The organism is Marivita sp. (assembly GCF_022763305.1).
Classification (GTDB): Bacteria; Pseudomonadota; Alphaproteobacteria; order Rhodobacterales; family Rhodobacteraceae; genus Marivita.
Genome location: NZ_JALEGT010000119.1, coordinates 22,551 through 41,604 on the forward strand (window position 1 = coordinate 22,551; position 19,054 = coordinate 41,604).

Genomic DNA, 19,054 nt, shown 5'->3' on the forward strand with positions numbered 1-19,054 from the left:
GTCAGTCGTCGTCCTCTTCGTGTTCGACCTCGAGCACCGTACCGGAGGCGGCATCGATTTCCATCTCGTAGAGCCGTCCTTGCGGAGACACAAGCTCCAGTTCGTACACCCAGCGCCCGTCGTCGCGTTCGAGATCGATCTCGATCACGCGCCCCGGACGCACCGCCGTTGCTGCGGCAAGAATCTCTGACAGTGGCAGGATCTCGCCAGCCTCGAGTGCATGGCGTGCACGGTCGTGATCGTCGCGATCCGCAAAAGCGGGCGCAGCAGCAAGAGCAAGGATAAAGAAGAGCGCGTGGCGTGTCATGGGCCCAGTCTCTACCTTGGGCAACCTGACAGCAAGCTGACAATCAGGGTCAGTCCAGCGTCAGGCGAGTCGGTGCAAAAGGGGTCATCGGCGGCCAGGTCGGCTGCCTCGAAAAAGGAGAAGGACCATGAAACGCACCATTCTGTTCACCGCAGCTCTCGCAACCGCTGTCGGCATGTTCGCCCTTGGCGCCAACGCGCAGCAGACGGGCACTCAGACCCCGCAACCCCAGCGCATGAGCGTTTCCCAGATCGCCACGATGCTCGAAGAGCAGGGCTACACCGTGATCGAAATCGAACTGGAGCGCGGTCGCTACGATGTCGACATGATCGACAGCAATGGCATGAAGGTCGAGGCCTATCTCGATCCCGCAACAGGCGCCGTCCTGCCCTATCGTGACGACGACGACCGCCGTGACCGCGATGACGACGACCGGTACGAACGGGACGACGACTGATGGCAGACGCCTCTGATACGGCCATGATCCGGGTCTGGGACCCCCTGATCCGGATCGGCCATTGGGTGCTGGTGGCGGCTTTCGCCACCGCCTACCTGACCGAAGGCGAACCGCAATGGCTCCACAGTTTCGCCGGCTATGCCATCGCCGTTACGGTGGCGATCCGCATCCTTTGGGGCTTTGTCGGCCCACGCCGCGCGCGGTTCTCGGATTTCGTGACCGGACCGGGCCGCGTCCTGACCTATCTACGCGACCTCATCTCGGGTCGCGCGGAGCGGCATGTCGGACACAGCCCCGCAGGTGGCGCGATGACGGTCGCTCTGCTCTTTGCGCTGACGCTGACGGCGCTGTCGGGCATGGCCAATCTGGCGGTCGAGGAAGGCCAGGGCCCGCTGGCCGGCATCGTCACGGCGCAATCCCTGCCCGCCTGGATGGCGGAAGAAGACGACGATGACGACTATATTAGCGGTGGCCACGGCGAAGGCGGAGAAGCCTTCGAGGAAATCCACGAATTTGCCGCCAACGCGACCCTGCTGCTGGTGTTCCTGCACCTTGCGGGCGTGCTCTGGGCAAGTCGTGCGCATGGCGAAAACCTTGCACGATCAATGATCACGGGCCTCAAGCGACGCGCTGAATGACCCAATGCCGCCGGGCCCGACCAAGGGCGCGGCGGCAGACCTGCGCAACGGCCCCAGCAATCCGGGCATAAGTTGCCAATCCGCCCGATCTGCGGTTTTCCCACTTGACCGAACGCTGAACAGCGGCAACGCTGACGGATATATTTGGGTTGTTCGATGCGTGCAGGTTCAGGAGGCCTCGATGCTGAGAACCTGGGCAGTGATAGTTTTCTTCATTTTTTGCGGAGGTCCCGGCATGGCATTCGGTGGTTCTTTCGTTCTGGCGTCCGAAGTTCAGGGACGGCTGGTAGAGGGCGAAGGCGGTGCGCCGCTGGCCGGTGTGACCATCCGACGAAGCTGGAACTGGGGCTGGACGGGACGCAGCGGCACGGACGAGACGGTCACCGACAACGAGGGCCGCTTTCACTTTGACGAAGTCACAGGCCGCAGTCTGACCGCCGGTATCGTCCCGCACGAGCCCAGCATCCGTCAGGAAATCACCGCAGAGCTGGCCACTGGCCCGCTCACCCTTCTGAGTTTGCAGAAGTCCAATTACGACAGCAATGGCGAACTGGGCGGACAACCGATGCACATCGCCTGCCGATCTGATCTGGAACCGGACGCACGTGGTTTCTTCTGGGGTACGTGCAGCCTCGACCAATAAAATTTTTCCATCACTCCATTAGAACGGGAACATCCCATGTCATCTGGCCTGCTGATCACCCCTACAATTGCCGCCACACTTGCCGACGCCGTCTATGGCATCCGTGAAATCGGCGACGTCCGACGCGGCACCGCCGAACGTCTGGGCACGGTTGCACCGGGTATTGCCGGACCGATGCCGATGGGCGCCGTCGAAACCTTCGATTGCTTCGATCTGTCCGGCAGCGCCGTCGCCGGCCAATCCGGGATGGGGATGCTGTCCTCGAAAACGGGCTTTGGCATGGTTGTGCCCGGCAAGGGAAAACACGCCGGTGATGTCGCCGTCGTCTGCCGCGGCACCGCCATCGGACAGGACTGGCTGTCCAACCTGAACGCGGCGCTGGCGATTGGCCCGGGCGGGCTGCCGGTTCATGCCGGGTTCTGCCGGGTCTTCAACTCGATGAAGGACGATATCGACGCGGCCCTGCGCGGACGCAATCCCACCTCGATCCATGTGGTGGGCCACTCGCTGGGCGGAGCCATCGCCAACCTGTTTGCCATGCGCTTTGCACTTCAGAAGCGGGCCAATGTCTGCCTCTACACCTTCGGTGCACCACGCCCCGGCACCAGCCCCTTTGTCGCCCGCATGCAATCCGAAGTGCCGTTCGGCAACGTAAAGCGAGTCTATGCGATGTCGGACGTGGTGCCGATGGTGCCGATCTGGCCGTTCTTTCATGCCCCGGAGAATCCCGGCGGGCTCCGGGTGGAACGCGGCGGGCACCTTTTGTCCATCAGCGCGCATTTCATGTCGAATTACAAACCTGCTGTTTTCCTGCGCGAATGGGACCAGCTGGCATCGGACAGCGCCGGGATCGATGACAAGAAAAGCATCGATTACTGGGTCGACAAGGCCAGCGCGGCCGTCCCCCTGAGCGCTCCGGGTCTTTGGGCGCTCAGCAAGGCGATGAAAGGCATTCTCTACCTGATCGAGCGCGCGCTCGGGGCGGTTGTGACCAGCGGTCTCACCCTGCTGGATACGGTGGCACAGGTGATCCACAAGGGCATCACCGTCATCGGTGACGTCGTGACAAGCGCCGTGCGCAGACTGATCAGCGGCATTTCACATTTTCTCGGCCGCGTGATGGAGGTCGCCGGCGATATCACGCTGGGCTTTCTCAGATATGTGCTGGGCCTTCTCTTCAACGTCATCGCGGGCTTTGCCCGCCGCGCCATCGAAGGTATTCGCCGCGGGCTCTGATCCCGGACACGCGAACCCGTTCATCTCTGACGCGGCGTAGCATCCCGTGACTCTGCACTGTTTGGCCACGCGGACAGAGTGCAATACGCACTTGAAAGGCCCAACGTCCGGCTTCGTCGCACGTCGGATCCCGGCACTTGGACACATGCCGTCACATTCGACGCAGCGCTGCGCCATGAAGCGCAGGAGGCCGCCCGATTTCAAACCCGCAACAGGGTTGCGACGTGATCCGGCACCTCCGGCACGATCCCGTTGGGATTGAGCGCCCTGATCGAGGCATAGCCCTCGAGAATGTGGGTCATGTCCACGGTTTCCCGGATACCGGGCCAACGCAGCAGCCGCGCAAGATAGGCCGAAAGACGCGGATAGTCCCGGATGGCCTTTCGATTGGTCTTGAACAGCCCATGATATGCGGCGTCGAACCGGATCAGGGTGACAAACGCCCGGATATCGGTCTCGGTCAGCCGGTCGCCGAACAGGAAATCGCCCGTCAGACGCGCCTCCAACTCGTCCAGCATCGCGAAGACTCCGTCCACAGCCTCGGCGTAGGCGTTCTGCGATGATGCGAAACCGGCCTTGTAGACGCCATTGTTCAACAGGTCATAGAGCCGTGCATTCAGGTCGTCGATTTCGGCCGCGAGGTCTTCGGGGTAGAGCCGGATGTCCGACGGCACCAGTTCCTCGAACGCGGTATCAAACATCCGCAGGATATCGGCACTTTCGTTGTTGACCAGAACGTTCCGTTTCATGTCCCACAGCACCGGAACGGTTGCGCGCCCGGTCACATGGGGGTCTGCACGCGCGTAAAGTTCGTGCATGTATTCTACTCCGAACAAGGGATCCGGGTCTGCGCCCGGAAAGCCGCCAAAGCGCCAGCCCTGATCGGTCAGCACCGGATTGACCACCGTAACCGGGATCACGCGGTCCAATCCCTTGATCTTGCGCGCGATCAGCGTCCGGGAGGCCCATGGGCAGATCTGCGCAACATAGAGCCGGTAGCGCCCGGCCTCGGCCGTGAACCCGCCCTCGCCCGTCGGACCAGCGCGACCGTCCGCCGTGACCCAGTTGCGAAAGGTCGAGACCTGCCGGACAAATCGTCCATCGGCATCCGCTTTTTGAACGGGGTGCCACGTTTTGCTCCATGTACCATCAACAAGCATCTGATCGCTCCTCAGGACGGGTAAATGGTGAAAGACCGCATCGACCCCGACCCGAAGTCGATGTTGTCGGTCGTGGAAATGAACGCCTCCGCGGCATCCGGTCCGATCGGCAAAGCGGTCCCTGGGGCCTGCAAGCAATGCGGTTTCATGTGTCTGTCCTTGGTCTTGTCCGTGCGCCGGAGGCGTTTCTGGCCAGCAATGCGGCATTTGCCGCGTCTTCTCTTCACGGCAGAGCATAGACCCTATCCATCAAGTCCAAAATGGCGAAGATCAGGAATAACTAACCACAGTATGTTCGCAATATGTGATAGAGCCTTCTGACGAAGTGTTCGCGTTCACCGACGCGGTGCAAAGACCATCGCGTGACATGCCCCGCCACGGAACAGACGCCGCAACTGACGACATCGTTTCGCTCTGACGGACCCGGGAAGGAAAAGGCGGGACGCATCACTGGCAAATTCGCGCGTCTGCCGACCTAGGCCAAGTGTCTGGCGGATACCTCCGACGTCGGAACAGATGGCGCGCCGCCCTCGGGTACAATCCGCAAAGCCCGGAGCGCGTTCAGGATCACGGCCACGTCAATCACTTCCTGCAGCACCGCGCCCTGCACGGGCGTCAGATACCCCAGCGCCGCCGCGATCATGCCAAGCACAGACAGACCGATCCCGGCAACAACGCTTTGCAGGGCGATCTGGCGCGCTGCACGGGCGATCTGGATGCCCGGCCCGAGCCGGTCGATGCGGTCGACCAGCAGAACGACATCCGCCGCTTCAGCCGAAGCGGCCGCGCCCCGCGCACCCATCGCCACGCCGACATCCGCGGCCGCGAGTGCCGGCGCGTCATTGACGCCGTCGCCGACCATCATCACCGGGCCCTTTCGACGCTCGGTCAGCACCAGCAGGACTTTCTGGTCTGGCGAAAGACCGGCGCGCAGCCCGTCGAGCCCCAGTCCCTGCGTCACCCGTTCCGCCACATCGGCGCGGTCGCCTGTCGCCAAAAGGATCCGGGCAATCCCCTGTCGGCGCAGCCCGTCCAACATCTCGCCAGCACCATCACGCAAGGGGTCCGACATCACGAGATTGGCGGCGAACACACCGTTGATGGCAACCGACACAACCAACGATCCCGCGGCATGTCCCAATTCTTCGGGGTGCGGTGCACCGATACGGCCGGCGACAAACCCCATCCCCCCCACGATCACCCGCTTGCCGTCGACGCAGCCTTCGACACCTTCGCCGGGGCTCTCGATCACCTCGGTCGGCACCGGCAGACCAAGCCCCTTCGCCTTTGCCGCCGCGACGACGGCACTGGCCACAGGGTGCTTCGACGCCTGATCCAGTGCCGCCGCGTATTGCAGAACGTCTGTCCCGACAAAGCCGGGCGCGCACTCGATGGACATGATCTGCGGCCGTCCATCAGTCAGCGTGCCCGTCTTGTCGAGGATCAGGGTCCGGATCCGGGCCATGGTTTCAAGCGGCCCCGCCCCCTTGATGAGAACGCCGAAGGTCGCCGCCCGCGACAATCCCGCCACCAGCGCGACCGGCACGGCCAGGATCAGAGGGCAAGGCGTGGCCACCACCAGAACCGCAACAGCCCGGATCGGATCGCCTGTGAAGGCCCAGGCCAGTCCCGCAATCGTCACCGTGACCGCAAGAAAGCCCAGTGACCACCGGTCGGCCAGACGGGACATCGGCGCCTTGGACGCCTGCGCCTCCTCGACCAGCCGAACGATCCCGGCATAGGTGCTGTCCTTTGCGGGACGGGCCGCAATCAGGTCAAAACTGTCTCCTGCATTGGTCGATCCACTCAGCGCATCCGCGCCATTGTCCAGCCGCACCGGAAGGGACTCCCCGGTAAGCGCCGACGTGTCGAGAAAGGCGGTGTCCGACGCGATACTGCCATCGACCGGAACGACATCACCCTGCCGGATCAGCAAGCGATCCCCGGGACGGATTATGTCGAGTGGCACCTCCTCGAGCCCATCCGCGCCATGCCGGGTTGCCGTTCTGGGCACACGAGACAAGAGATCGTGCATTTCCCGGCGCGCCCGACCCTCGGCAAAGGCCTCGAGGAACGTGCCGCCCGAATACATCACCGCAACCACGGCCGCAGCCAGCGTTTCGCCAAAGGCCAGAGCGGCTGACATCGACAGCGCCGCCACGATGTCGAGCCCGACCTCCCCCGCCCGCAGGCTCCGCAGGATTTCGACAATCAGCGTGAACAGGGCCGGAACGACACCGACGACCCAGACCAGCCTGGCGATGTCGCCCTGCCCGACGGCATGCAGGACCAGTCCGCCCGCAAGCCCGGCGATTGCCAGCCCAAGGATGACGGTCTTGATCCTGTCGATCAGCGTCGCGTCCATGCCGATCACCTTCCCATGCGTGGCGCGCGTGCCCGGGATGGCATACCAACACCCCCGACACGTGCACGCACACATCATCGCCCAACCCGCATCCAGCGTCGAGAGCGCTTCTGCGCAGAGGCCCTGGCTCTGCGCGTTGTCAGACGCGGGCCGGCGGGGTCATATCTGGGAAGAGCCGCATCATCTCGGTATCGACGCCGAAATCGCCAAATCGGCGGAGACACCAATCGCCCATCAGATTGCGTCGCCCGAGCCGTGGCTGCTGTCTTTGACCGTGTTCGCAAGCAGAGTGAGATTCGATCTGATCAACAGTGTCGCCTCAGGTCTCCCGGGACCTGTCTCAAGAAGTAAAAGATGCCGTCTTTTTGGAAGGTGCAAGGAGCTTTGCTGTTCTCTGTCATGTTCAATGCCTCGGCCTGACCCAAGAAATGGCCAATGCATTCAACATGTTGCGCGGATTTTTTGGCGCACCCGAGAGGATTCGAACCTCTGGCCTCTGCCTTCGGAGGGCAGCGCTCTATCCAGCTGAGCTACGGGTGCCTGACGCCTCTATACGCAGAAGGGTTTGGGGGCGCAAATGCAAATCTTGCTCTGCGCCCCTGTTTCTTGCCACGGTTGGGTTGGCGCAGGATGCGTCGACGCATCCTGCGTTTCGGTCGACCGAAACGCGCCGGCTCAGCGCGCGGCTTTGAGTTCCAGACGACGCTGGTGCAGAACCGGCTCGGTATAGCCTGAGGGCTGCACGCGCCCCTCGAAGACCAGATCGCAGGCCGCCTTGAAGGCGATCCCGTCAAAGCCCGGCGCCATCCGCGTATAGGCCGGATCGCCCGCGTTCTGTTCGTCCACGACGGCGGCCATACGTTGCAGGATCTCCATCACAACTTCCTTGGACACCACGCCATGGTGCAGCCAGTTGGCGATGTGCTGGGCGCTGATGCGGCAGGTGGCGCGGTCTTCCATCAGGCCCACATTGTTGATGTCCGGCACCTTGGAGCAGCCCACGCCCTGATCGACCCAACGCACCACGTACCCGAGAATGCCCTGCGCGTTGTTCTCGACCTCGCGGGTAATCTGGTCCTTGGACCATTTCTGGAACGCAGCCAGCGGGATATCGAGGATCGTGTCCACATGCGCCCGGCGGCCGCCCTTGCGCAGCTTGTCCTGCACGGCGAACACATCGACCTTGTGATAATGCAGCGCGTGCAGCGTCGCGGCGGTGGGTGACGGTACCCAGGCGCAGTTGGCACCGCTCTTGGGGTGCTCGATCTTCTGCTCGAGCATCGCCGCCATCATGTCGGGCATCGCCCACATGCCTTTGCCGATCTGCGCTTTTCCGGACAGACCACATTCAAGGCCGATATCCACGTTGCGGTTCTCGTAGCCGCCGATCCAGGCCTTGCGCTTGATGAAGTCCTTGCGGCTGAAGGGGCCGGCTTCCATCGAGGTGTGGATCTCGTCACCGGTGCGGTCAAGGAAGCCGGTGTTGATGAAGGCCACCCGGTGTTTGGCGGCGCGGATGCACTGTTTCAGGTTCACCGACGTGCGGCGTTCCTCGTCCATGATGCCCAGCTTGACTGTGTATTGCGGCAGGCCCAGCGCCTTTTCTACGAAGGTGAAGGTCTCGTCGGCAAAGGCCACCTCGTCCGGGCCGTGCATCTTGGGCTTTACCACGTAGACCGAGCCATGATGCGAATTGCGCGCGCCTTGGGTCTTGCCCAGATCGTGCTTGGCGATCAGCGTGGTGATCATCGCATCCATCAGGCCTTCATAAATTTCGGACCCGTCCTTGAGCAGGATCGCCGGATTGGTCATCAGGTGGCCGACATTGCGCACCAGCATCAACGCGCGGCCCTTGATCGTGACCTCACCCTTGCCGTCCGGCGCGGTGTAGGTCAGGTCGGGGTTGAGCGCGCGGGTGACGGTCTTGCCGCCCTTCTCGAACGTGTCGGCCAGATCGCCCTTCATCAGCCCAAGCCAGTTGGCATAGGCCAGCGTCTTGTCCTCGGCATCGACGCAGGCGACCGAATCTTCGCAATCCATGATGGCACTGATCGCACTTTCCAGACGCACATCCGCCAGACCGGCCTGATCGCGGCTGCCGATGAAATGCGTTCGGTCGAAGACTAGTTCGACATGCAGCCCGTTGTTCCGCAGCAGCACCGCATCGGGCGCTTTCGGATGGCCCTTGTAGCCGATGAACTTCTCCGGTTGCGCCAGCGGCATATCGTCGATCAGCAGCGCGCCGTTGTTGACATAGTAGCGGCGCACATCGGCATGGCTGCCCCCCTCGATCGGGAACGCCTCGTCCAGGAAAACACGCGCGCGCGCGACAACGCGGGCACCGCGGCCCTTGTCATATCCACCCTTGGGCGCAGGCGTGCCCATCGCATCCGTGCCATAGAACCCGTCATAAAGACTGCCCCAGCGCGCATTGGCGGCGTTCAGCGCATAGCGGGCATTGGTGATCGGCACCACAAGCTGCGGTCCGGGGACCGAGGCGATTTCGGGGTCGGTGTTGGCGGTCGCGATTTCGAAATCGTCACCTTCGTCCAGCAGATATCCGATTTCGGTCAGGAAGGCCTTGTAGGCCTCATGATCGTGCGGCTGGTTGCGGTGGCGGATATGCCATTCGTCGATTTTCTGCTGCAGGTCATCACGGGTTCCGAGCAGCGCGGCGTTCCTCGGTCCGAAATCATGGGCCAATGTCGACAGCGCGCTCCAGAACGCGTCAGCCTCGACACCGGTGCCGGGCAGCGCCTGCCCTTCGATGAAGTCAAAAAGCGTCTGGTCGATCTGCAATCCGTGGCGGTCGATGCGCGTGGCCATGTCGGTCTCCCTCGCTGTATACGGCGGCATTCCATTAGAAAGAAAGTTTCCGATCCGCAACAGGTCTGGTCAGGTTTTCTGACCAAAGACCGTGTTTGGAATTATTTGAAAGTTGTGGTCGCAAGATCATTGGGCAGGACCTGACCGGTTTGGCTTTGCTTTGGTCGCACGACAGCGGTCCGAGCAATATTTCACGTCGTCCCAGACCTTTTCCCATTTCTTCCGCCAGGCGAACGGCAGACCACACGTGGCACAGGACTTGGTGGGCAGGTCGGATTTCTTGCGGTGCTTTGGCATATCGGTTTTGTGTCAGAGCAGGTATCGATCAGGTGGTTCAATGAGCAGATCAGGAGCCGCCTTTGGGCAAACGGCTTATCAGGCGCGTTAGAGGTCGAGTTTCAGCTGGGAGGCGTCAGGCTTTGTGCGGCGCGACCGGCGCGGCGCCCGGTCGTTGACGAAATGCCCGGCGCTGTCCTTGCGGCTGGCATGTTTATGAATCACGCGCTGCGTCTCGGCCCGGTCGACGCTGCGGCGCATCCCGAAAATCCGGTCGCGGGCTAGGCGCGCCGCCTCGGCCACATCGATGATCGGGTCGGGATAGGTTTTGCCCAGCACCCGCCCTGCCCCGTCCCACGCCCATGGCGTTTGCAGATGACGGTCCGGCACATCGGCCAGTTCCGGCACCCAGCGACGGGTAAACGCACCTGTCGGGTCCTGATCCGCGCCCTGTTTGATCGGGTTGTAGATGCGCGGCGTGTTGATGCCCGTGGTGCCCGATTGCATCTGCATCTGGGACCAGTGGATGCCCGGTTCGTAATCGGTGAACATCCGCGCCAGATTCGGCCCTGTACTGCGCCAGTCGAGCCAGAGGTGATAGCTCGCAACGCTCACCACCATCGCCCGCATCCGGAAATTGAGCCACCCGGTGGCGCGCAGCGAGCGCATGCAGGCGTCAAGGAACGGCAGTCCGGTTTCGCCGTTCTCCCATGCAGTAAGACGGCTGTGGTCCGGCTCCAGCGGGCGCATCCCTTCATAGGCGCGGTGCAGGCAGCGGTGTTCAAGGGCGGGTTCGTCCTCAAGCTTCTGCATGAAGTGATCGCGCCACGCGAGGCGCGACTGAAAGGACTTGAGGCTCCCTGCCCAGCCATCGCGCGGCCCACCTTTGACCTCACGTTGGCGGGCTGCGGTGGCCTGCACCACTTCGCGGATCGTGATCGTGCCCAGCGCCAGATGTGGGCTGAGGCGGGAACAGGCGGCAGCGCCCTCCAGCGGCGAGGACATCGCGCTGCGGTAGGTCTGGCCTCGTTCCGTCAGGAACCCACCCAGCAGGGACAGCGCGTGATCGCGCCCGCCCGGTTGTCTGTCCGGACAGGGGTCCGCCGCGCAGAGGGTCGGGATAGGGTCCGATGGCAAGTCGCAGGGCGGCAATGCCTTTGGAGCCTCGATCTGCGCCCGCGCCACAAAGGCGTTGCGCTGCCCCGCCCAACCATCGCGGCCTTGAAGACGGCGAACCACGCCTGATTGCGGCAGTTCGGTCCAGCGGACTCCGTGCCCCCGCGCCCAGGCCGCAACCCGTTTGTCGCGGGCAAAGGTCCAGGCGTTGCCGGTTTCCTCGTGACTCACGAGGTGATCGAAACCGATTTCGTTTCGCAATGCTTCAAGAACCGCAATCGCATCTCCGGTCCGAATGACCAGATCGCTCCCCAGACGTCGAAATGTGTCCTGTAGATCGACAAGGCTCTCTTGCAGGAACGCGAACTGCCGCCCGGACGTATCGGGCAAGGCCCAATAGTCCGGCTCTACGATATAGACCGGCAAAAGCTGCGGGTCCTGCGCCGCAAGCGCCAGCGCTGGATGATCATGAATACGCAGGTCGCGTTTGAACCAGAGTACGGTCGTCATGCCGCGCGAGGTAGCGTGTCTTGTGCCCCTGACCAGTTGGGATCCGGGCCGCTGTGGTACTCAACCCGTTTTCCTTCTTCCAAATCGCGGCGTAGGGTTTACCTCAACGCAAAGACACGCATTCGGAGCCCCTCATGAAAGACGCCGCGCCCAAGACGATCTACCTCAAGGACTATACGCCGTTCAGTTATGTGGTGGAGAGTGTTCACCTGACCTTTCGTCTGGCACCGACCGCCACGCGGGTGATCAGCCGGATTGCATTTGCGCCAAACCCGGACGCGACGGACCGGGCGTTCTTTCTGCACGGCGAAGAGCTTTCCCTGATCTGGGCGAAGATCGACGGGAAGGACGTGACGCCTGACCTGACCGACGATGGGCTGCGCTGCACCGTGCCGGACAAGCCGTTCGTGTGGGAGGCCGAGGTCGAGATCAGCCCCAAGACAAATACCGCACTCGAAGGGCTGTACATGTCGAACGACATGTATTGCACCCAATGCGAGGCGGAAGGGTTCCGCAAGATCACCTACTATCCGGACCGCCCGGACGTGATGAGCACCTTCACCGTACGGATCGAGGGTGAAGAAAAGGTGAAGCTGTCCAATGGAAATCCGGCGGGCAGCGGCGATGGCTGGGCGGAATGGCACGATCCCTGGCCGAAACCGGCCTATCTTTTTGCGCTGGTGGCCGGTGATCTGGTCAACCATCCCGACAGCTTCACCACCATGTCCGGCAAGAAGGTGGAGTTGAACATCTGGGTCCGCCCCGGCGACGAGAACAAATGCGCCTTCGGGATGGAAGCTCTCAAGAAATCAATGACTTGGGATGAAGAGGTTTACGGGTGCGAATACGATCTCGATATCTTCAACATCGTCGCCGTCGACGATTTCAACATGGGCGCGATGGAGAACAAGGGGCTCAATGTCTTCAACTCGTCCTGCGTTCTGGCCTCGCCCGAAACCTCGACCGATGCCAATTTCGAAAGAATTGAAGCAATTATTGCACATGAATATTTCCACAACTGGACGGGCAACCGGATCACCTGCCGCGACTGGTTCCAGCTTTGCCTGAAAGAGGGGCTGACGGTGTTCCGCGATGCGCAGTTTACAGCGGATATGCGCTCGGAACCGGTGAAACGCATCAGCGACGTGATCGATCTGCGCGCGCGGCAGTTCCCCGAGGATCAGGGCCCGCTGAGCCATCCGGTGCGGCCGGAGAGTTTTCAGGAAATTAACAATTTCTACACCGCCACAGTCTACGAAAAGGGTGCCGAAGTGATCGGCATGCTTAAAACGCTGGTTGGTGACGATGCTTACAAACGTGCTCTTGATCTTTATTTTGACCGCCATGATGGTCAGGCCTGCACCATCGAGGACTGGCTGCGCGTGTTCGAGGATGCCACGGGTCGCGACCTTGCGCAGTTCAAGCTCTGGTATTCGCAATCCGGCACCCCACGTGTGGCCGTATCGGAGGATTGGACAGACGGGGTCTATACCTTGACCTTCAAGCAGCACACACCGCCGACCCCTGGACAAGATGTGAAGGACCCCAAGGTCATTCCAATCGCGGTCGGCCTGCTCAACCCGAACGGGGACGAAGTTGTGCCGACACGTGTCCTTGAAATGACGCAGGCCGAGCAAAGCTTCAGCTTCGAAGGTCTGGCCAGCAAACCTGTCCCGTCGATCCTGCGTGGGTTCTCTGCCCCGATCGTCCTAGAGCGTACGGTGGGCCGCGAGGAACGCGCGTTTCTGCTGGCGCATGACACCGACGCGTTCAATCGCTGGGAATCGAACCGCAACCTCGCACGTGACTGTCTGGTGTCGATGATCTGCGATGGCGCTGAACCGGACATGGCCTGGCTTGACGGGCTGGAACGCGTGATCCGCGACGCCGACCTTGATCCAGCGTTCCGCGCACTGATGCTGGCCCTGCCGACCCAGTCGGAAATGGCGCAGGTGCTGTTCGATCTGGGAACAACACCTGACCCGGACGCAATCTGGCAGGCGTCGGAGAATCTTCGCGGCCATATGGCGGAAGCGTGGAAAGGCGTCCTGCCCGATCTCAGAGCCTCCGTCGCAGTCGATGCCCCCTACCAGCCGGATGCGGAGCAATCAGGCAAACGGTCGCTGGGCGCAGCGCTTCTGTCTCTGCAGACCCGGCTTGACGGCGGTGCGGCGGCACAGGCGCAGTACGACGCCGCCGACAACATGACCCTGCAATTGTCAGCCCTGTCGCAGCTGATCTCGGCAGGCGCCGGGGACGCCGCGGTAAAGGCCTTCGAAAATCAATGGCACCATGACCGGCTGGTGATGGACAAGTGGTTCGGACTTCAGGTCGGGATGGCAAAACCAGATGTCGCCGTGGAGGTGGCGGAAGGTCTGGTGCAACACAAGGCCTTCGATATGGGCAATCCCAACCGGTTCCGCGCGGTCATGGGCGGTTTTGCGATGAACCATGCGGGATTCCATCGAAAGGATGGCGCAGGCTATGCGTTCCTTGCCGACTGGCTGATCAGGCTTGATGACAAGAACCCGCAGACGACGGCGCGCATGTGTTCGGTGTTCCAGACGTGGAAACGCTACGATGCCGACCGCCAGGCTTTGATCCGGGCGCAGCTTGAGCGGATCAAGGCCAAACCGAAGCTGAGCCGGGACACGGACGAAATGGTAAGCCGCATTCTGGGATAAGCGCAGAGCGCTCTCTTGCGGTGCGAATACTTTGAAAAATAATCGCCCTGCCATGGAACCGGCGGGGCTTTGCCGACGTTCACGTGCAAATGGCGTGACATTGCGCATCTCGCCCGATGTCGCAGTTTCGACTTGCCTCGCGGCACAGGATGTCCTGCGCTTGTCACGCCATTGTCACGCTGCTCTGTCAGGAGAGGCCGCATGAAAGATCGCATTGACCCGCTGATCGAGGACCGCGCGCCTTGGTTGTTTCGCCCGACGCTGACCGCCAGATTGGCGCGTCCGGTATTGAACCGTCTGCTGGGCTATGACCGGACGGTCGCGCTGGCCGAGGAGGTCGCGCATCTGAGTTCCGCTGACATCATGACGACCATGGCAGACCTTCTGGCGCGCGATGTCGCGGTGTCGGGGTTGGGCCACCTGCCCGCCCATGGCCCTGCCCTGATTGTCGCCAACCATCCAACGGGCATTGCAGACGGCATTATCCTGCACTCGGTGCTAGGCTCGGTCCGAAGCGATGCGTATTTTTTTGCGAATCACGACATCCTGAAAGTCCTGCCGCAGATGGCCGACATGATCGCCCCCGTGGAATGGCGCAAGGAACGGCGCAGCCATGGCAAAACGCGGGGCACGATGGTGTTTGCGCGGCAGGCCGTGAAGGATGGACGCCTCGGCGTGATCTTCCCCTCCGGACGGCTGGCGAAACGTCGCGGCGCGCGGCTTCATGAACGTCCATGGATGGCCTCGGCCGCAATGCTGGCGCGCAAGTTTGAACTGCCGGTGATCCCTATCCATCTGCAGGCACGCAATTCCGCGCTGTTCTACCTGTTCGACGCGATCCACCCGACGCTGCGCGACATCACCCTGTTCCACGAGACGCTGAACAAGGATCGGCAGCCGTTTGAAATTCGCGTTGGGGAACCAATTTCACCCAAGGCCCTGCCCGAGAATTCCGACGAGGGGATCGCGTTGCTCCGCCGGGCCACCCTCGCCTTGGGCGAACCCCGAAAACAGGGTGTCTCGCTGCTGGATGCCACGCGGTTTCCGGCGCGGCGCGCCTAGAACCCGCGGGTCGATACGACCCCGTCCCACGGCGAGCGAACCGGGCGCGCTACTGGCCGCAAGGACCGAGACAGCCCTGCGCAGTAAGGCTGCGCGCGTGTCCAGGCCATCATGTCAGTGCGTTTCGACCGGCTGTGGAACGGGCCCCAATCCGCCGCCACACCGCGCATGCCATAAGACACCACACCGTCCCGCGGGACAGTCACGGCCATGATGCGCAGCGCACATTGCAAATTCGCATCCCCGCTTTTCAAGGCATCGCGGGACGCGGCCTTGCAGCCGTAACCACGTGCTGTGGCTGGCAGGATCTGAAGCAGTCCATACCACTTGCCGCCCCCGCCCACGGCGGCCGGGCGATAGGTGCTTTCATGTTTGGCAAGTGCCGACAAGAGACCGATCCAGAACGCCTCGCGCGCGCCGGTATCGTTTGTGGCGTAGGCCGGGCACCAGTCGCCAATATCCTTGGGCACGGTGCGGGGCAGCACGCTGGCATGGCTGCGCAGAGCGGTCAAAGCGGCCCGTGACCAACGATCGCCCTCGCTCCGATGGCTCCAGCGCATGTCGGGAAGCGGTGTGTAGGTGCGCGCCACCGGTCGCAGCGACACGGTCAGCGCATTGGTTGATGTCGCATCAACCATTGTGGCAGGCGTTGCGGAAACGGCTCCTGCGAGACCAAGCACAAACACCGCCACGCCTATGATCCCCCAGCGTGACATCAGAACTGCTTTTCCGATTTTTCCCGAAAAATCAAGAAAAACGAGACAGCAGCCCGTTCCTGAGCGGGTTTCCGCGATTCTTAGCCTGAAAGAGCCGGTTTTCGCCGAAATGGCCGACACGCCCCCGGAATACCCAGACGAATTCGTTTTGCCGCCCGATTTGCGACATGTTCTTCCGACACTCTGGGTTGAACACTGCTGCTCTTTCGGCTTCAGCCGGACACCGCGAAGGCCCAGGAAATGACCGTCTTGAACAATCTCACCAGTCTGATCCGAAAGGCGCGCGATGGGTCTTCGGCATCTGCGCCCAAAGGCAAACTGCTGAACATCGAGGCGCTTGGCCCCTCGACGCGGAGCACTCTTCCGGTCCGTGCTCGAAGCGAAGAGGAAGAGGTCCATCACGCCCTATTCGAAGCCGGTTTGTATCTTGCACGGCAGGATGCCTGGGCAACCCTGGGTGCGCGCATTCGCGAAGCGGATGCCGCCCGCGCGCTCACTCCCGGAGGTGTCCCCGAAGCCGAGATCCTCGCGGAAGGGGCGCGGGCCGATGCCGTCACGGCGGCGGGTCGCGCGGTCACGGCGGGGGATGAATTGGGCGCCGCGTCAATCATGAACGACATGCAACTCGTCCTCGAAGAAACCCCGCAGGATCATGGCGTGGCCTATGTGGTGGCCATGGCGCATGTGGATATCGGCTGGGCCTGGCGCGGCGAAGGCTGGCGGCAGGACATTCCGGCCGCGCATCGCGCCGCGTTCTTCCGGCATTTCCGCAGCGCCGCCGACCTGATCGACCCCTATGATCCGTTCGAGCTGGATTCGCCCATGCTTGCCTCGGTCCGGTGCGCGTTGCTGGCGGCCGAGACCCAGCCGCGCAGCCGTGCCAGCGACGATTATGAAGACCTGATCGACCTCGCTCCCGGCGTATCCAAGTTCATGCGCGCGCTTGGCAATCACATGCTGCCGCGCTGGTTCGGGAGCTACGAGCGGCTTGACCACGAGGCGCGACGCACGATGGAGCGCACCACCGATGTCTGGGGCAAAGGGGGATACGCCTGGACTTATTTCGACGCGCTGAACGTCGACAACGAGGCCTTCGCCCTGCTGGACGCCGACCTTTTCTGCGCGGGTCTGAAGGATATCCTGGATCGATGCGGCGACCAGCATGTTGTGAACACCTTTGCCGCCTTCACCGGAAGCGCGCTTGAGCCCGACGGCGTCAACCGGGAGGCACGGGACCGTATCGCGGATTGTTTCGACTGGATCGTGACGGAGCATCTGCGCGAGATACACCCGCGCATCTGGTACGCAGCCAAAGGTGTCTGGGCCTCGCGTCTGGAAGACCCGGATCGGCTGGCGAAGGGCCGGCAACGGGCGACTGCAGCACTGGATCGGCACGCCCGCGGTCTTCCGCCCGTCACCGCGCCACGGCGTCCCGACGCCTGACCTGCCGGAAACCCGGCACGGCCCCCTTGCCCCCTGTCCGCCTCTGGCGTATTCCACCGGGCGTTCACGCCAAGAGGAATTGCCATGCTGGACCTGACCTTCGAAGCCCCGAAACCCAAGGTGATCGCCGGCGCCAAGCATGACTGGGAACTGGTCATCGGGATGGAGGTGCACGCACAGATCGCCTCCAAGGCCAAGCTGTTCTCGGGCGCGTCGACGCAATTCGGGGCAGAGCCGAACTCGAACGTGGCCTTCGTGGACGCGGCCATGCCGGGGATGCTGCCGGTCATCAACGAGTTCTGCGTGGAACAGGCAGTGCGCACCGGGTTGGGCCTCAAGGCCCAGATCAACCTCGTAAGTGCTTTTGATCGCAAGAATTATTTCTACCCCGACCTGCCGCAGGGCTACCAGATCAGCCAGCTTTACCATCCCATCGTGGGCGAAGGCGAAGTGATCGTGGACATGGAACCGGGCATCGCGCGGCGCGTGCGGATCGAGCGCATCCATATCGAACAGGACGCGGGCAAGTCGATCCATGACATGGATCCGGCGATGAGTTTCGTGGACCTGAACCGGACGGGTGTGGCGCTGATGGAGATTGTCAGCCGTCCGGACATTCGCGGGCCGGAAGAGGCGGCGGCCTATGTGGGCAAGCTGCGGCAGATCCTGCGGTATCTGGGGACGTGCGACGGAAACATGCAGAACGGCAACCTGCGGGCGGACGTGAACGTGTCGGTCTGCCGTCCCGGCCAGTACGAGAAGTATCAGGAAACACAGGATTTTTCCCATCTCGGCACACGCTGCGAGATCAAGAATATGAACTCCATGCGTTTCATCCAGATGGCGATCGACTACGAGGCGCGGCGTCAGATCGGGATTCTGGAGGCCGGTGGGTCGATCGACCAGGAGACGCGGCTCTATGATCCGGATAAAAATGAAACAAGATCAATGCGTTCCAAGGAAGAGGCGCATGATTATCGGTATTTCCCGTGCCCGGATCTGCTGCCTCTGGAAATCGAACAGGCCTGGGTGGACGACATCGCGGCGTCCTTGCCCGAGCTTCCGGACGAGAAAAAAGCGCGCTTTGTCAATGAGTTCGGCCTGTCAGAGTATGACGCGGGCGTGCTGACGGCGGACACGGCGAACGCCGGGTATTTCGAAAACGTGGTCGCGGCGTGCGGGGATGGCAAGCTGGCGGCGAACTGGGTGATCAACGAGTTGTTCGGGCGGTTGAAAAAAGAGGATCACGACATCACGGAAAGCCCGGTGTCGCCTGCGCAACTGGCTGGAATCATTACACTAATCAAGTCGGGTGACATCTCGGGCAAGATCGCGAAGGACCTCTTTGAGATCGTCTACACCGAAGGGGGCGACCCGGCGGAGATTGTAGACGCGCGGGGGATGAAGCAGGTCACGGATACGGGGGCCATCGAGAAAGCGGTGGACGAGATCATCGCGGCGAACCCGGCGCAGGTGGAAAAAGCCCAGCAAAATCCGAAGCTTGCGGGATGGTTCGTAGGTCAGGTGATGAAGGCCACGGGCGGCAAGGCCAACCCGGCGGCGGTCAACCAGATCGTGACGGCGAAGCTGGGGTTGTAAAGCGCCGAAAAACTGG

Annotated in this window: 16 protein-coding genes and 1 tRNA gene; 8 read left to right on the forward strand and 9 right to left on the reverse strand. The window is 62.3% G+C overall.

All coding sequences use genetic code 11. The features are described 5' to 3' along the window. Position 1: 1 nt before the first annotated feature. On the reverse strand, positions 2 to 307 hold the full coding sequence (locus MRY75_RS20020) for a PepSY domain-containing protein (RefSeq protein ID WP_292309743.1): 306 nt from the start codon (positions 305 to 307) through the stop codon (positions 2 to 4). Positions 308 to 434: 127 nt separating this feature from the next. Here MRY75_RS20020 and MRY75_RS20025 point away from each other — a divergent pair, with 127 nt between their 5' ends. The 4 genes from MRY75_RS20025 (at position 435) to MRY75_RS20040 (ending at position 3,281) form a co-directional block, all read left to right on the forward strand. Next, positions 435 to 764 (forward strand): PepSY domain-containing protein, encoded by a 330-nt coding sequence (locus MRY75_RS20025; protein WP_292309744.1) that lies wholly within the window; start codon positions 435 to 437, stop codon positions 762 to 764. Further along, on the forward strand, positions 764 to 1,402 hold the full coding sequence (locus MRY75_RS20030; protein ID WP_292309745.1) for a cytochrome b/b6 domain-containing protein: 639 nt from the start codon (positions 764 to 766) through the stop codon (positions 1,400 to 1,402). Before MRY75_RS20025 ends, MRY75_RS20030 begins: the two co-directional genes overlap by 1 nt. A 235-nt stretch (positions 1,403 to 1,637) precedes the next feature. Beyond that, the gene (locus MRY75_RS20035; RefSeq protein ID WP_292309746.1) at positions 1,638 to 2,045 is read left to right on the forward strand and encodes a DUF6795 domain-containing protein; all 408 of its coding nucleotides are present in this window, start codon (positions 1,638 to 1,640) and stop codon (positions 2,043 to 2,045) included. Between the two features lie 36 nt (positions 2,046 to 2,081). Then, complete coding sequence (locus tag MRY75_RS20040) at positions 2,082 to 3,281, forward strand: lipase family protein (protein WP_292309747.1); 1,200 nt, start codon at positions 2,082 to 2,084, stop codon at positions 3,279 to 3,281. Positions 3,282 to 3,481: 200 nt separating this feature from the next. Here the strand turns inward: MRY75_RS20040 and MRY75_RS20045 are convergent, their stop codons facing one another. The 7 genes from MRY75_RS20045 to MRY75_RS20075 all read right to left on the reverse strand — a co-directional run bounded on the left by MRY75_RS20045 (position 3,482) and on the right by MRY75_RS20075 (position 11,534). Next, entirely contained in the window at positions 3,482 to 4,441 is a 960-nt protein-coding gene (locus tag MRY75_RS20045; protein ID WP_292309748.1) for a glutathione S-transferase C-terminal domain-containing protein, read from the reverse strand. Positions 4,442 to 4,452: 11 nt separating this feature from the next. Beyond that, complete coding sequence (locus tag MRY75_RS20050; RefSeq protein WP_292309749.1) at positions 4,453 to 4,590, reverse strand: hypothetical protein; 138 nt, start codon at positions 4,588 to 4,590, stop codon at positions 4,453 to 4,455. Between the two features lie 326 nt (positions 4,591 to 4,916). Further along, positions 4,917 to 6,806 (reverse strand): heavy metal translocating P-type ATPase, encoded by a 1,890-nt coding sequence (locus MRY75_RS20055; RefSeq protein ID WP_292309750.1) that lies wholly within the window; start codon positions 6,804 to 6,806, stop codon positions 4,917 to 4,919. Between the two features lie 463 nt (positions 6,807 to 7,269). After that, positions 7,270 to 7,346 (reverse strand) — tRNA-Arg (locus tag MRY75_RS20060). A gap of 135 nt (positions 7,347 to 7,481) precedes the next feature. Next, entirely contained in the window at positions 7,482 to 9,632 is a 2,151-nt protein-coding gene (locus MRY75_RS20065) for a malate synthase G (RefSeq protein ID WP_292309751.1), read from the reverse strand. Positions 9,633 to 9,758: 126 nt separating this feature from the next. After that, a complete protein-coding gene (locus MRY75_RS20070) occupies positions 9,759 to 9,929 on the reverse strand; it encodes a DUF2256 domain-containing protein (protein WP_292309752.1) in 171 nt (56 codons plus the stop codon). An 87-nt stretch (positions 9,930 to 10,016) separates the two neighbouring features. Then, positions 10,017 to 11,534: a deoxyribodipyrimidine photo-lyase gene (locus tag MRY75_RS20075; RefSeq protein WP_292309753.1), complete on the reverse strand. Its 1,518-nt coding sequence runs from the start codon at positions 11,532 to 11,534 to the stop codon at positions 10,017 to 10,019. A 134-nt stretch (positions 11,535 to 11,668) separates the two neighbouring features. On the opposite strand from MRY75_RS20075, the gene pepN reads away from it, so the two are divergent. Beyond that, positions 11,669 to 14,218, forward strand: coding sequence for an aminopeptidase N (pepN, locus tag MRY75_RS20080; protein ID WP_292309754.1), 2,550 nt, complete (start codon positions 11,669 to 11,671; stop codon positions 14,216 to 14,218). A gap of 201 nt (positions 14,219 to 14,419) precedes the next feature. Next, a complete protein-coding gene (locus MRY75_RS20085) occupies positions 14,420 to 15,280 on the forward strand; it encodes a lysophospholipid acyltransferase family protein (protein ID WP_292309755.1) in 861 nt (286 codons plus the stop codon). Here MRY75_RS20085 and MRY75_RS20090 read toward each other — a convergent pair. After that, positions 15,277 to 15,918, reverse strand: a complete 642-nt coding sequence (locus MRY75_RS20090; protein WP_292309756.1) for a transglycosylase SLT domain-containing protein — start codon at positions 15,916 to 15,918, stop codon at positions 15,277 to 15,279. The two genes, MRY75_RS20085 and MRY75_RS20090, sit on opposite strands and share 4 nt — an antisense overlap. 327 nt (positions 15,919 to 16,245) lie before the next feature. Here MRY75_RS20090 and MRY75_RS20095 point away from each other — a divergent pair, with 327 nt between their 5' ends. Together MRY75_RS20095 and gatB are read left to right on the forward strand one after the other, a co-directional pair. Further along, positions 16,246 to 17,439, forward strand: a complete 1,194-nt coding sequence (locus MRY75_RS20095; protein WP_292309757.1) for a hypothetical protein — start codon at positions 16,246 to 16,248, stop codon at positions 17,437 to 17,439. 84 nt (positions 17,440 to 17,523) lie between these two features. Continuing rightward, positions 17,524 to 19,038 carry an Asp-tRNA(Asn)/Glu-tRNA(Gln) amidotransferase subunit GatB gene (gatB, locus tag MRY75_RS20100; protein ID WP_292309758.1) on the forward strand — a complete coding sequence of 505 codons (1,515 nt, stop codon included), beginning with the start codon at positions 17,524 to 17,526 and terminating at the stop codon, positions 19,036 to 19,038. Positions 19,039 to 19,054 lie beyond the last annotated feature (16 nt).